This window comes from Pseudomonas sp. RIT357, from assembly GCF_000632245.1.
Classification (GTDB): Bacteria; Pseudomonadota; Gammaproteobacteria; order Pseudomonadales; family Pseudomonadaceae; genus Aquipseudomonas; species Aquipseudomonas sivasensis.
Genome location: NZ_JFYX01000012.1, coordinates 378,102 through 393,043, shown reverse-complemented (window position 1 = coordinate 393,043; position 14,942 = coordinate 378,102). Strand labels below are relative to the sequence as shown.

The 14,942-nt window shown below is 59.7% G+C and carries 10 protein-coding genes; all 10 read left to right on the top strand.

Features of this window, described 5'->3' with window-relative positions:
- The first annotated feature begins 760 nt into the window (after positions 1-760).
- The 10 genes from BW43_RS16280 to BW43_RS16325 all read left to right on the top strand — a co-directional run bounded on the left by BW43_RS16280 (position 761) and on the right by BW43_RS16325 (position 14,933).
- Positions 761-2,077 (top strand): nucleotide sugar dehydrogenase, encoded by a 1,317-nt coding sequence (locus tag BW43_RS16280; RefSeq protein WP_032886369.1) that lies wholly within the window; start codon positions 761-763, stop codon positions 2,075-2,077.
- A gap of 83 nt (positions 2,078-2,160) precedes the next feature.
- Positions 2,161-3,642, top strand: a complete 1,482-nt coding sequence (gene alg8 / locus BW43_RS16285; protein WP_032886367.1) for a mannuronan synthase — start codon at positions 2,161-2,163, stop codon at positions 3,640-3,642.
- Positions 3,643-3,679: 37 nt separating this feature from the next.
- Positions 3,680-4,846, top strand: coding sequence for an alginate biosynthesis protein Alg44 (locus tag BW43_RS16290; protein WP_032886365.1), 1,167 nt, complete (start codon positions 3,680-3,682; stop codon positions 4,844-4,846).
- Positions 4,847-4,977: 131 nt separating this feature from the next.
- Positions 4,978-6,360, top strand: a complete 1,383-nt coding sequence (gene algK, locus BW43_RS16295) for an alginate biosynthesis TPR repeat lipoprotein AlgK (RefSeq protein WP_032886363.1) — start codon at positions 4,978-4,980, stop codon at positions 6,358-6,360.
- Complete coding sequence (locus tag BW43_RS16300) at positions 6,357-7,841, top strand: alginate export family protein (protein ID WP_032886361.1); 1,485 nt, start codon at positions 6,357-6,359, stop codon at positions 7,839-7,841. The genes algK and BW43_RS16300 overlap by 4 nt, the downstream gene beginning before the upstream one ends.
- Positions 7,841-9,409 (top strand): mannuronan 5-epimerase AlgG, encoded by a 1,569-nt coding sequence (algG, locus tag BW43_RS16305; RefSeq protein ID WP_032886358.1) that lies wholly within the window; start codon positions 7,841-7,843, stop codon positions 9,407-9,409. Before BW43_RS16300 ends, algG begins: the two co-directional genes overlap by 1 nt.
- An 11-nt stretch (positions 9,410-9,420) precedes the next feature.
- Positions 9,421-10,869 carry an alginate O-acetyltransferase gene (locus BW43_RS16310; protein WP_032886487.1) on the top strand — a complete coding sequence of 483 codons (1,449 nt, stop codon included), beginning with the start codon at positions 9,421-9,423 and terminating at the stop codon, positions 10,867-10,869.
- 8 nt (positions 10,870-10,877) lie between these two features.
- Positions 10,878-11,987: a mannuronate-specific alginate lyase gene (locus tag BW43_RS16315; protein ID WP_081797682.1), complete on the top strand. Its 1,110-nt coding sequence runs from the start codon at positions 10,878-10,880 to the stop codon at positions 11,985-11,987.
- A gap of 214 nt (positions 11,988-12,201) precedes the next feature.
- On the top strand, positions 12,202-13,734 hold the full coding sequence (locus BW43_RS16320; protein WP_032886355.1) for an MBOAT family protein: 1,533 nt from the start codon (positions 12,202-12,204) through the stop codon (positions 13,732-13,734).
- Between the two features lie 11 nt (positions 13,735-13,745).
- A complete protein-coding gene (locus BW43_RS16325) occupies positions 13,746-14,933 on the top strand; it encodes an alginate O-acetyltransferase (protein WP_032886354.1) in 1,188 nt (395 codons plus the stop codon).
- The last annotated feature ends 9 nt before the right edge of the window (positions 14,934-14,942 follow it).

Below are 14,942 nucleotides of genomic sequence, written 5' to 3'. Positions count from 1 at the left end.
CATTTTTATCTGCGTTGAATCCGACAAACGCCAACGTTTTGACGTCAAAAAATATCCTGTCGCATTCCTAACGTTTCTTTCACTCGACATTTCTAAATTTTTTTCGTAGTGGCACCACTTTTTTAAAACACTAGTGGCACAAAACTATCTCTCCAAGCCAACTCCCTATAACTACTGGCCCAAATAGCAAGTGCTATCAATATAGTACTAGTGCCATCCCTCCTAATATTTCAAGAAATTTCAGCGCTCTAGATAGGCGGTCTGGAACTTCGTCCCAAAGCACGGCTCATACCACCGGTAACGAAATTCTCTGTTTCTGTAGGAGATGACTTACATGGCGACCAACGGAAGTAGCGAAGTTGTCATATTAAACTTTGACTCATTGGTCATATTGCCAACCGATTAATTAAGAGCGGCGACAAGGATGATTTGCTTCTCCCTATAAGGCCAGGGCTAAGCCTCCCCTAATGGTCAGTGACACAACCCAAGGCATTGATATTTAAAGGCTTGCCGCCTCTATCAAAGCCCTGCGGCACTGGCGCCAGGCCCTTCTCCCAGGAAGGCCGGCTGCATTTGAGGGCAGGTCCCAACAATAAGGCCAAGTTGCGCACAACTTGAGTGCAATCGTTAGTCACTCATTATTCAACATGCCTGTACGCGGTAAGTCGGCGTCTATTCGCCTAACTTTCGTGGCATTTGTGACGCTTGCAAACATGAACTCCGGCCATTAATTGGCATGATTAACACAGAGGTAAATGCGATGCGCATCAGCATATTTGGTCTAGGTTACGTTGGCGCAGTGTGTGCCGGTTGCTTGTCTGCCCGTGGCCACGAAGTGGTAGGCGTAGACATCTCCAAGGATAAGATCGACCTGATCAACGCTGGCAAATCGCCAATCGTTGAACCGGGTCTGGGCGAGCTGTTGAGCCAGGGTATCGAAACCGGTCGACTGCGCGGCACCACCAACTTCGCCGACGCCATCCGTGATACCGACCTGTCGATGATTTGCGTCGGTACGCCGAGCAAGAAAAACGGCGATCTGGAACTCGACTACATCGAAGCCGTGTGCCGCGAGATCGGTTTTGTCCTGCGTAACAAACCCCCCCGCCACACCGTCGTCGTACGTAGCACCGTACTGCCAGGCACCGTGGCCAACGTGGTAATCCCGATCCTCGAAGACTGCTCCGGCAAGAAAGCCGGCGTCGACTTCGGTGTCGCGGTCAACCCGGAATTCCTGCGTGAATCCACCGCCATCGCCGACTACGACTTGCCACCGATGACCGTCATCGGCGAGTTCGACAAAGCTTCCGGCGATGTCCTGCAATCCCTGTACGAAGAACTCGACGCACCGATCATCCGCAAGGACATCGCCGTTGCCGAGATGATCAAGTACACCTGCAACGTGTGGCACGCCACCAAGGTGACCTTCGCCAACGAGATCGGCAACATCGCCAAGGCCGTCGGCGTCGATGGTCGTGAAGTGATGGAAGTGGTCTGCCAGGACAAGACCCTCAACCTGTCCCAGTACTACATGCGCCCAGGCTTTGCGTTCGGCGGCTCGTGCCTGCCAAAAGACGTGCGCGCCCTGACCTACCGCGCCAGCACCCTGGACGTGGAAGCGCCGCTTCTCAACTCGCTGATGCGCAGCAACGAGTCCCAGGTGCAGAACGCCTTCGACATCGTTGCCGGCCACGACAAACGCAAAGTCGCCTTGCTGGGCCTGAGCTTCAAGGCCGGTACCGACGACCTGCGTGAAAGCCCGCTGGTAGAGCTGGCAGAAATGCTGATCGGCAAAGGTTTCGACCTGAGCATCTACGACAGCAACGTCGAGTACGCCCGTGTCCACGGTGCGAACAAAGATTACATCGAAGGCAAGATCCCGCACGTGTCGTCCCTGCTCAACTCGGACTTCGACGACGTGATCAACAACTCCGACGTGATCATCCTCGGTAACCGTGACGAGAAATTCCGCGCCCTGGCGCAGAACGCACCGCACGGCAAGCAAGTGATCGACCTGGTGGGCTTCATGTCCAAAGCCACCTGCGCGACCGGTCGCACCGAAGGCATCTGCTGGTAACAGCAACGGCAAGTTTCAGGCGGCGCGCGTTTCCATCCCCAGCGCTCGCCGCCTGAAACCTCCTTCACCTTCGGAAGATGCTTATGTCCAAGTTAAAACACGTACTACTGCAATCCGCCGGCTGGCTGTTCTTCCTCAGCCTGCTGATGGGTCTCGCCCTGCTGTTGCCGGCGAGTACGTTCGACTCCGAGTCGAAGAATTTTATTTTCCTGATTGGCGCCGTCGGTATCTGGCGCTATTCGATGGGTGCTACGCATTTCTTTCGCGGCATGCTGTTCTTGTACGTGGTCTACCCGCACCTGCGTCGTAAAGTGCGCAAGCTGGGCAAGTCTGCCGACCCGTCCCACGTGTTCCTGATGGTTACAAGCTTCAGGATCGATGCGCTGACCACCGCGCAGGTCTACAGCTCTGTGATCCGCGAGGCCATCGAATGCGGCTTCCCCACCACCGTGGTCTGCTCGCTGGTGGAAATGTCCGATGAGCTGCTGGTCAAGAGCCTCTGGGAGAAGATGAACCCTCCAGAGCACGTGAAGCTCGACTTCGTGCGCATCGCCGGCACCGGCAAGCGCGACGGCCTGGCCTTCGGTTTCCGCGCCATCTCCCGCCACTTGCCGGACGACCGCGCCGTGGTGGCGGTGATCGATGGCGACACCGTGCTTGCCGAAGGCGTAGTGCGCAAAACCGTGCCGTGGTTCCAGCTGTTCGGCAATGTCGGCGGCCTGACCACCAACGAGTTCTGCGAAGTACGCGGCGGCTACATCATGAGCGAGTGGCACAAACTGCGCTTCGCCCAGCGCCACATCAACATGTGCTCCATGGCCCTGTCCAAGCGCGTGCTGACCATGACTGGTCGCATGTCGGTGTTCCGTGCCAGCGTGGTCACCGACCCGGGCTTTATCGCCGACGTGGAAAGCGACTCGCTGCAACACTGGCGCCTGGGCCGCTTCAAGTTCCTCACCGGCGACGATAAGTCCAGTTGGTTCAGCCTGATGCGCTTGGGCTACGACACCTTCTACGTGCCGGACGCCGCGATCAACACCGTGGAACACCCGCCGGAAAAGAGCTTTATCAAGGCCAGCCGCAAGCTGATGTTCCGCTGGTACGGCAACAACCTGCGCCAGAACTCCCGCGCCCTCGGCCTGGGCGTACGCCGCCTCGGTCTGTTCACCAGCGTGGTGCTGTTCGACCAGCGCGTGTCGATGTGGACCTCCCTGCTCGGCCTGACCGTGGCGATTATCGCCACCTTCAAATACGGCGGCGCGTTCATCCTCGCGTACCTGTTGTGGATCGGTATTACCCGCCTGATCCTCACGCTGTTGCTGTCGTGTTCCGGCCACAAGATCGGCCCGGCTTACCCGGCGATTCTCTATTACAACCAGATCATGGGCGCGCTGGTGAAGATCTACGTGTTCTTCCGCCTTGATCAACAGTCCTGGACTCGCCAGGACACCAAACTGACCCGCGATTTGGCCAGCTTTCAACGTTGGTTCAACACCTGGTCGTCTCGGACCATGACCTTCTCCGCCGGCAGCATTTTCGTCGCCGTGTTGCTGATGATGGTCTGACCCTGCCAAGCCTGAATTAACTAGGAAATCGAAAATTATGAACAGCCAAGCAAACGTCAATGTTGTCCACGAATCCGAAGCCCAACGCCAACACGCACGGGTAAAAATCCCGGCCAAATTGCGCTTCTTCGGCAATGACGGCAAACCCACCGAGGCGCGGGTGCTCGATCTGTCCGCCGGTGGCCTGGCATTCACTGCAACCCAACCGCTCAACGTCGGTGAAGTGCACAAGGGTCGCCTGCAGTTCGTGATCGATAACCTCGGTCTGGCGATGGACGTCGAATTGCAGATCCGCTCTTACGACCGCCAGAGCGGCCGTACCGGTTGCCAGTTCCAGAACCTGGAACAGCAGGATATTTCCACCCTGCGGCACCTGATCACCTCGCACTTGTCCGGCGACATCGTGTCCATGGGTGACGTGCTGGCGACCCTGCAACGCGACAACTTCACCAAGGCGCGCAAGGTCAAGGACAGCGGCAGCGGCATGACCGCACTCGGTCGCCTGCGTGCAGTGACGTTCAGCGCGGGGATCTTCATCGTGGGCCTGGCGGCGTTCGGGTTTGTCTTCAAGTCGGTGTACGGCATGTACTTCGTCAGCCACGCCCAGGCCGGTCTGGTCAGCGTGCCGGGTATGAACGTGACGATGCCGCGCGACGGCACCGTGCAAAGCCTGCTCAAAGGTGACGCGATCGCCGCCAAAGGCGCGCCGCTGGCGACCTTCAGCACCAGCATGCTGGATGTGCTCAAGGGCCATTTGGACGAAGACCAGCTACAACCGGCCAAGGTTGAAGAACTGTTCGGCAAGCAAATGACCGGCACCCTGACCTCGCCGTGTGATTGCGTGGTTGCCCAACAAATGGTCGCGGACGGTCAGTACGCCAGCAAAGGCGATGTGATCTTCCAACTGGTGCCACGCGGCGCTCCGGCCAATGTGGAAGCGCGTTTCACCTATCGCCAGTTCGGCGACGTGCGCCCAGGTACGCCAGTGAGCTTCCAGGTTGCCGACGAAGACCAAGTGCGTACCGGCACCATCGTCAGCAGCACCAGCCTGAACAGCGCCGATCTGTCCTCCGACATCCGCGTACAGATCAAGCCTGATGCACCGCTGGACAGCGCATTCGCCGGCCGCCCGGTGGAAGTCACCAGCGACCGCGGCCCATCGCTGAACTGGCTGATCGATAAAGCCATGGCTGCCGGACTGTAAGCGAGGAGATGCCTGTGATGACGCGCCTAAAAACACCGCAATCCCTGTGGGAGCGGGCTTGCTCGCGATGGGATCAGCGCGGTTTGCCTGACGGACCGGGTCGCCTGTATCGGGAGCAAGCCCCCTCCCAAATGGGTTCGGTGGCGTTGCTGGCTATTGCGGTGAGCCTCGCCGGTTGCGCCGGCCTGCCCGACCAACGCCTGGCCAATGAAGCGCTTAAGCGTGGCGACACCGTCACCGCGCAGCAGAATTACCAGCAACTGGCAGACCTGGGTTACAGCGAGGCCCAAGTGGGCCTGGCCGATATCCAGGTAGGCACCCGCGATCCGGCGCAAATCAAACAGGCCGAAGCCACTTACCGTGCAGCGGCAGACACTTCGCCGCGCGCCCAGGCTCGCCTGGGGCGCCTGCTGGTGGCCAAGCCTGGCTCCACCGAAGCCGAGCACCATGAAGCTGAAGGCCTGCTGAAAAAAGCCTTTGCCAATGGTGAAGGCAACACCCTGATTCCACTGGCGATGCTGTACCTGCAATACCCGCACAGCTTCCCGAATGTGAACGCCCAGCAGCAAATCAGCAAATGGCAGGCCGACGGTTATCCGGAAGCCGGCCTTGCGCAAGTGCTGCTGTATCGCACCCAAGGCACCTACGACCAGCACCTGGATGATGTGGAGCGCATCTGCAAAGCCGCGCTGAACACCACCGATATCTGCTACGTCGAGCTGGCCACGGTCTATCAGAAACAAGCCGCGCCGGAAAAACAGGCCGAACTGCTCAAGCAGATGGAAGCCGGTTACAGCCGTGGCACCGTCACCGCCCAGCGCGTCGACAGCGTCGCCCGTGTGCTCGGCGATGCCACCCTTGGCACACCGGACGAAAAAACCGCCCAGGCCCTGCTGGAAAAAATCGCCCCTGGCTACCCGGCGTCCTGGGTCAGCCTCGCGCAACTGCTCTACGACTTCCCGGAACTGGGCGACGTCGACCAAATGATGAAGTACCTCGACAACGGCCGCGCGGCCGACCAGCCTCGCGCCGAACTGCTCCTGGGCAAGCTCTACTACGAAGGCAAGTGGGTACCGGCCGATGCCAAGGCCGCCGAAGCGCACTTCGAAAAAGCCGTGGGCAAGGAAGTCGCTGCCGATTACTACCTCGGCCAGATCTACCGCCGTGGCTACCTCGGCAAGGTCTACCCGCAAAAGGCCCTGGACCACTTGCTGACCGCGGCGCGAAACGGCCAGAACAGCGCCGACTTCGCCATCGCCCAACTGTTTTCCCAAGGCAAGGGCACCAAGCCCGACCCATTGAACGCCTATGTCTTCAGCCAATTGGCCAAAGCCCAGGACACCCCGCAAGCCGTTGAGCTGGCCACCCAGCTCGAAGCACCGCTGACGCCGGAACAACGCGCCCAGGGCCAACGCCTGGTGCAACAGGAACTGGCCGCCCGCGGCACCCTGGCCCAGAGCACGTTGCAACTGCACGCCCTGGATGAAGAAGACGACGGCGAGGAATCCCTATGAAGCTCAATCCATTCGTCAAGGCCGGTATTGGCCTGACCTTCGCCCTGCTGTGGTCGTGCCCGACCCTGGCCGCGCTGACCGAAGCCAAGAACTTCGGCCTGGAAGTGAAAATCACCGGCCAGTCCGAAGATGACCGCGATCTGGGCACGCAAAAAGGCGGCGACGTCAACGGCGTCGGTATCGACCTGCGCCCTTGGATCTACGGTGAAAGCGGCAACTGGAGCGCCTACGCCATGGGCCAGGCGGTTGCATCGAGCGACATCATCGAGACCGACACCCTGCAACAGTCGGCCGACGACGAAAACCAGCAAACCACCAACAACGACCGCAAGACCAAGAAGAACTACTTGGCGATGCGCGAATTCTGGGTCGGCTACAGCGGCTTCACACCCTACCCTGGCGAGATCCTCAAGCTCGGTCGCCAACGCCTGCGCAATGACGACGGCCAATGGCGCGACACCAACATCGAAGCGCTGAACTGGACCTTCGACACCACCTTGCTCAAAGCCAACGTGGGCGTCGCCGAACGCTTCAGCGAATACCGCACCGACCTCAAGGAACTGTCGCCTGTCGACAAGGACCGCCAGCACCTCTACGCCGACGCCGCTTACCAGTGGACGCCAGGCCAGTGGATCGGCCTGCGCGGTCATCACACCCATGACAACGGCAAGCTCGACTACCCGGAACCGGGTCAACCCACCGACTCGTTGGACAAGCGCGAAAACGGCGACCTGACCTGGCTCGGCATCGAAGCCAACAGCGACGCCTACAACTGGCGCAACACCAACACCGTCAACTACTGGGCAAGCGTGACGGGCATGCGTGGCGACCGCGACAAGGTCAACGCGTTGAAGTCTGACGGTTCGAGCCCCGATCAGGCCAAGCGCAGTGACAATCTCAGTGGCTGGGCCACCGATATCGGCGTGCGCCTGCGCCTCGACCCGCAGTGGCAAGTGGGTGCGGCTTACTCCCGCGCCAGCGCCGATTACGAGCAGAACGGCCTGCAAAGCAACCGTTCGAACTGGACCGGTACTCAGTCCCGCGTGCACCGCTTCGGCGAAGCGTTTCGCGGCGAGATGAACAACATGCAGTCCATGAGCCTGTTCGGGTCCTGGCAGTTGCGCGAGGACTACGACGCCAGCCTGGTGTACCACAAGTTCTGGCGCGTGGATGGCAACAAGCCGGTGAGCAGCAACGGCATTGCCGCGCTGGATAACACCACCGACGCCGCCGGTGACATCGTCGCCAGCACCTCCTTGCCACTGGCCGACGGCAAGAAAGACCTCGGTCAAGAGATGGACCTGGTCGTCACCAAGTACTTCAAGAAAGGCCTTCTGCCCGCCGCGCTCAGCCAGTCGGTTGACGAACCCTCGGCCCTGGTGCGTTTCCGTGCCGGTGTGTTCAAACCGGGCGACGCTTATGGCAGCAAAGTCGACTCCTACATGCACCGCGCCTTTGTCGACGTGGTCTGGAAATTCTGATGGGAGCCTGCGCAATGAATGCTCAAAGCCTACTCGTCGCGGCAATGCTGATGGCCAGCGCCACAGCGTTCGCCGATACGGCGGCCAAGGCGCCGACCATCGCCAAGGAACTGCAACAGGCCAAGACCTACACCATTTCCAGCCCGCCTACGGCGCCGCTGGAAATGGCCAAGCCGACCCTGCCGGACCTGTCGGGCTACACCGCCGCCGCGATGGAAAAGAAGATCGTGCGCAGCAAGCCCGGCAAAATCAGCATCCGCCGCATGATGCAGGAAGACGCCCTCAAGGACTTTATCGGCGGCGACAACAAGATGGCCGAATGGGTGGTGCGCCAACACGGCATTCCACAGGCGATCTTTGTCGACGACGGCTACATGAACCTCAAGGACTTGCTGGGTAAAGTGCCCAAGCAGTACTTCAGCGAAACCTCGCCGGGTGTGTTCCTGGCCAAGTTGCCGATCGTGGTCGGGCGCAAAGGCATCCTGGACATCGATAACAAGACCCAGGAGCTGCGCCTGTCCCAACAGGCCGGTTCGTTCCTGATCAACGACGGCCAGTTGTTTGTGCGTGACACCAAAATCACCGGTTGGGACGAAAAGGCCAACGGCCCGGCGCTGTTCAAGTCGCCGAAGGAATTCCGCCCGTTCCTGCTGGCCTGGGGCGGCACCGAGACGTACATCTCCAAGACCAAGATGGCCAGTTTCGGCTACGCCAACAGTAAGTCGTACGGGGTGAGTATTTCCCAGTACACGCCGAACATGGCCAAGGTGCTCAAGCGCCCTGAACCGACCGGCTGGATCATCGACTCCGAGTTCTCGGACATGTGGTACGGCTTCTACTGCTATGAGACCACGGGCTTCGTGATCAAGGGCAATACCTACAAAGACAACATCGTCTACGGCATTGACCCCCACGACCGTTCCCACGGCCTGATCATCGCGGACAACACCGTCTACGGCACAAAGAAGAAGCACGGCATCATCATTTCCCGTGAAGTGAACGACAGCTTCATCTTCAACAACCGCAGCTACGACAACAAGCTTTCGGGCCTGGTGATCGACCGTAATAGCGTCAACAACCTGATCGCCGACAACGAGATCTACCGCAACCACACTGACGGCATCACCCTCTATGAGAGCGGCGACAACCTGTTGTGGGGCAACAAGGTGATCAGCAACCGTCGCCACGGCATTCGGGTGCGTAACAGCGTGAACATCAAGCTGTACGAAAACACCTCGATGGCCAACGGCCTGACCGGCGTGTACGGCCACATCAAGGATTTGACCGACACCGACCGCGACATCGCCCTCGACCCATTCGACGCCAAGGTCTCGCTGATCGTGGTCGGCGGTGAGCTGGCAGGGAACGGCAGCGGGCCGCTGTCCATCGACTCGCCGCTGAGCATTGAGCTGTATCGCGTGTCGATGCTGGCGCCGACCAAATCCAGTGGCATCAGCTTCTCCGGCGTCCTAGGCGAACGCCAGGAAGAAATTCTCGACCTGCTGGTACGCCAGCAGAAAGCCGTGCTGATCGACCCTGTCGAACGCCAGACCGAAATGCAGGACTGAGGATGACCCTTATGCACCCACACATGATCAAACTGCTGAGCCTCTCGGGTCTGACCCTCGGCCTGCTCGCGGCCAGCCAGGGCGTACGCGCTGACGAACTGAAGGCACCGACCTTCACCGCCGAACCGTGCTGCAGCCTGTGCCCGGCCGCCCATGACGCGAAGAACTACACCACGCGCTACCAGCAGAACTTCACCACCCTGGTAGAAGCCCAGGGCGACTGGCTGTTCCGTACCCAGGAAGACTTGCGTACCGAATTCGACACCAGCCCCGCCGGCTACAAACGCATGCAACAACTGCACGATGCGTTCAAGGCCAAGGGCGTGGAACTGGTGGTGGTCTACCAGCCGACCCGTGGCCTGGTGAACCGCAACAAGCTCAACCCTGAAGAGAAAGCCAAGTTCGACTTCGACAAGGCCCTGGGCAACTACAAAACCATGCTCGGCCGTTTCGCCAAGATGGGCTACGTGGTGCCGGACCTGTCGCCGCTCACCAATGAGCAACTGCCGGATGAACTGCCGGCCCACGATTTCTACTTCCGTGGCGACCAGCACTGGACCCCATACGGCGCCCAGCGCACTGCGAAAATCGTCGGCGCCAAAGTGCGTGCGATGCCTGAGTTTGCCGATATTCCGAAGCGTGAATTCGAGACTAAGCGCTCCGGGCGCATGGGCAAGACCGGCACCCTGCACAACATGGCCGGGCAATTGTGCGGCACCAGCTACGCGATCCAGTACATGGACCAGTTCACCACCGAGCCCAAGGGCGAAGCCGGTGACGGCGACCTGTTCGGCGATTCGGGCAACCCGCAGATCACCCTCGTGGGCACCAGCCACAGCGGCAAGAACTACAACTTCGCCGGCTTCCTGGAGCAGGAAATCGGTGCCGACATCCTCAACGTGGCCTTCCCCGGCGGTGGCCTGGAAGGTTCGATGATCCAGTACCTGGGCAGCGAAGAATTCCAGAAGACCCCGCCGAAAATCCTTATCTGGGAATTCTCGCCGCTGTATCGCCTGGACCAGGAGACCATCTACCGCCAGATGATGTCGCTGCTCGACAACGGCTGCGAAGGCAAGACCGCGCAGATGACCGCGAGCACTACATTGAAACCCGGCAAGAACGAATTGATGGTTAACAGTTCGAACAAAGACCTGCGCAACGCCAACCATCAGGTTGATATCCGCTTCGCCGATCCATCGGTGAAAACCTTGCAAGCCACCCTCTGGTACATGAACGGGCGCCACGAGGACATCAAGATCGAGAAACCCGAAACATCCGATACAGACGGGCGTTTCGCCTTTGAACTGCGCACCGATGAAGACTGGGCCTCGCAGAACTTGCTGGCCGTGGAAGTGCAGGGCCCCGAAGCGGGCGCTGCCGCGCAGAAGGTCGAAGCGAAAATTTGCACACGCAACGTATTCCCAAGCGGCGGTCAGAAGACTGCCTCACTCGGGCAATGAGGTTACTTATGCAGAAGTTATGGATTCCATCGTTGCTGGGCCTGGCGATCTTCGCCGGTTCGGTCAACGCCGCCGCCCCACTGCGTCCGCCCCAGGGCTACTTCGCACCAATCGAAGCGTTCAAGACGGGCGACTTCAAGGAAAACTGCGACACCATGCCGACGCCCTACACCGGGCCTCTGCAGTTTCGCAGCAAGTACGAAGGCTCCGACAAGGCCCGCTCCACGCTGAACGTGCAGTCGGAAAAAGCCTTCCGTGACAGCACGGCCGACATCACCAAGCTGGAAAAAGACACCAGCAAACGCGTGATGCAGTTCATGCGTGACGGTCGCCCGGAGCAGCTTGAATGCACCCTGAACTGGCTGGTGTCGTGGGCCAAGGCCGATGCGTTGATGTCCAAGGACTTCAACCACACCGGCAAGTCCATGCGCAAATGGGCACTGGGCAGCATGGCTTCGGCCTATGTGCGTTTGAAGTTCTCCGACTCGCACCCGCTGGCCAATCACCAGCAGGAATCGCAGCTGATCGAAGCCTGGTTCAACAAACTGGCCGACCAAGTGGTAAGCGATTGGGACAATCTGCCCCTGGAAAAAACCAACAACCACTCTTACTGGGCCGCCTGGTCGGTGATGGCTACGTCCATCGCCACCAACCGTCGCGACCTGTTTGATTGGGCGGTCAAGGAATACAAGGTCGGCGTGAATCAGGTCGACGACCAAGGCTTCTTGCCCAACGAATTGAAGCGTCAGCAACGCGCCCTGTCGTACCACAACTACGCCCTGCCGCCGCTGTCGATGATCGCCAGTTTTGCCTTGGTCAACGGTGTTGATCTGCGCCAGGAAAACAACAGCGCGCTCAAACGCCTGGGCGACAAAGTGCTGGCCGGGGTCAAGGATCCGGAGATCTTCGAACAGAAGAACGGTAAAGAGCAGGACATGAAGGACTTGAAGCAGGACATGAAATTCGCCTGGCTCGAACCCTTCTGCACCCTCTACACCTGCGCGCCGGATGTGGTGGAGCGCAAGCACGGGATGCAGCCGTTCAAGACCTTCCGCCTCGGGGGGGACCTGACCAAGGTCTACGACCCGTCGCACGAAAAAGGCAACAAAGGCAGCTGATGGAACACGGTTAGAAATGTGGGAGGGGGCTTGCTCCCGATGGCGGTGTAACAGTCGCCCTCTGTGTTGAATGACACACCGCTATCGGGGGCAAGCCCCCTCCCACACTTGAACCGCGCTTGCCAGTGAAATTGTTGTACCGCCCCCCGTATTTTCGTGGGGGGTTTGGGGGGGCTGCGGCCCTTGACTGTTGGTTAAACATGGAGAGATCGGGATGGTTTTCTCGTCCAATGTGTTCCTGTTTCTGTTCTTGCCGATCTTTCTCGGCTTGTACTACTTGAGCGGGCAACGCTATCGCAACCTGCTGCTGCTGATTGCCAGCTACGTGTTCTACGCCTGGTGGCGAGTGGACTTCCTGGCGCTGTTCGCGGCGGTGACGCTGTGGAACTACTGGATCGGCCTCAAGGTCGGTGCAGCCGGCGTGCGCACCAAGCCGGCCCAACGCTGGCTGCTGCTGGGCGTGGTGGTCGACCTGTGCATCCTCGGCTACTTCAAGTACGCCAACTTCGGCGTCGACAGCATCAACGTGATGATGAAGTCAGCCGGCCTGGAGCCGTTCATCCTGACCCACGTGCTGTTGCCGATCGGGATCTCGTTCTACATCTTCGAGTCCATCAGCTACATCATCGACGTGTACCGTGGCGACACTCCGGCGACGCGCAACCTGATCGACTTTGCGGCATTCGTGGCGATCTTCCCGCACTTGATCGCCGGCCCGGTATTGCGTTTTCGCGACCTGGCTGACCAGTTCAACAACCGCACCCACACTCTCGACAAGTTCTCCGAGGGCTGCACGCGGTTCATGCAGGGTTTCATCAAGAAGGTCTTTATCGCCGACACCCTCGCGGTGGTGGCCGACCATTGCTTCGCCCTGCAAAACCCAACCACAGGCGATGCCTGGCTCGGCGCGCTGGCCTACACCGCGCAGCTGTACTTCGACTTCTCCGGCTACAGCGACATGGCCATCGGCCTGGGCTTGATGATGGGTTTCCGCTTCATGGAAAACTTCAAGCAGCCGTACATCAGCCAGTCGATCACCGAGTTCTGGCGCCGCTGGCACATCAGCCTCTCTACCTGGCTGCGTGACTACCTGTACATCACTCTGGGCGGCAACCGTAAAGGCACGCTGACCACCTACCGCAACCTGTTCCTGACCATGCTGCTCGGTGGCCTGTGGCACGGTGCGAACATCACTTACATCGTGTGGGGTGCCTGGCACGGCATGTGGCTGGCGATTGAAAAAGCCATTGGCCTCAATACCGCGCCGCGCAGTTTCAACGTCCTTCGCTGGGCCTTCACTTTCCTGCTGGTGGTAATGGGCTGGGTGATCTTCCGCTCCGAAAACCTGCACGTCGCCGGCCGTATGTACGGAGCGATGTTCAGCTTTGGTGAGTGGTCGCTGTCGGAACTCAACCGCGCCAACCTCACCGGCCTGCAAGTGGCAACCCTGGTGGTGGCGTACGCAACCTTGGCGTTCTTCGGCCTGCGCGATTTCTACACCAATCGTCCTGCTGAAAAAACCAAGCCTGTCGACCCAAGCCTGATCAAGGCGGTACCCGGCGACAACCCCGGCAGCATCCACCAGCCAGGTTTCACCGTTGGCCAGGACGCCGCCGTGCAACCGGCCTACTGGACCGCTGACTGGCCACGCTACGCCATGCGCGCTGCGGTGCTGCTGCTGTTCGTGGCGTCGATTCTCAAACTGTCGGCGCAGAGTTTCTCGCCGTTCCTTTACTTCCAATTCTGAGGGAGCCGACCATGACCCGTTCATTACGCGTCCTCTATATCAGCCTGTTCATGGTGCTGCTGTTGGCCCTGGGCGCCTGGTCGCTGCGTAGCTTCTTTGGCTTCAGCACCAACGCCGAGGCCACGGTGCTCAACGGCCGCTGGACCAAGGCCGTCGAGACTCACTACGACGACGAGTTCCCGATCAAGCGCCTCGGCACCAACCTCTGGGCGGCGCTGGATTACAAGCTGTTCAATGAAGGCCGCCCTGGCGTGGTGCTGGGCCGCGATCACTGGTTGTACAGCGACGAGGAGTTCAACCCCGCCGTCAACGAAGACCAGAACCTGCAAGGCAACTACGCGCTGGTCGAAGGCGTACGCCAGAAGCTCAAGGCCCAAGGCATCCAACTGGTGATGGCCATCGTGCCGGCCAAGGTGCGCCTGTACCCGGAACACCTGGGTGAAGTAAAGCCGGCGAGCATCCACGCCAATCTGTACCAGGACTTCCATGCCCGTGTTGCCGCAGACAACATCCCTGCTCCCGACCTGCTCGGCCCGTTGCAACAGGCCAAGCTCAGCGGTAAGCAAGTGTTCCTGCGCACCGACACCCACTGGACACCGGACGGTGCCGAAGTCGCCGCCAAGCAATTGGCCAAGGCGATTGCCGACAAGACCCCGCTCCACGGCGAGCCACAGCGCTTTGTCACCGAGGCTGAAAAGACCGAGCCGCACAAAGGCGACCTGCGTCTGTTCCTGCCCCTGGACCCGCTGTTCGAAAACCTGATGCCGCCCAAAGAACCGCTGGAAAAACGCGTCACGCACCTGGCCGAAACCAAAGGCGACGACGCGCTGTTTGCCGACAGCGAAACCCCCGTGGCACTCGTGGGCACCAGCTACAGCGCCAACCCGAACTGGAACTTTGTCGGTGCGCTCAAGCAAGCCTTGGGCAGCGACGTCATCAACTACTCCGAAGACGGCCACGGCCCGATCCTGCCGATGCTCAGCTACCTGAAAAGTGATGACTTCAAGAACAGCCCGCCACAGGTGCTGATCTGGGAGTTTCCTGAACGTTATCTGCCCGTAAACAACGAAATCGGTGATGCCGACCCCGCGTGGGTTGCGCAACTTAAACAAGCCGGTTCGCGCCAACAGAACATGGCACTGAATACCCCAGCTATTAAAAATCAGAAATCCGAGACGCCCGACCGGGCGCAAAACTGAAAGAGAGGT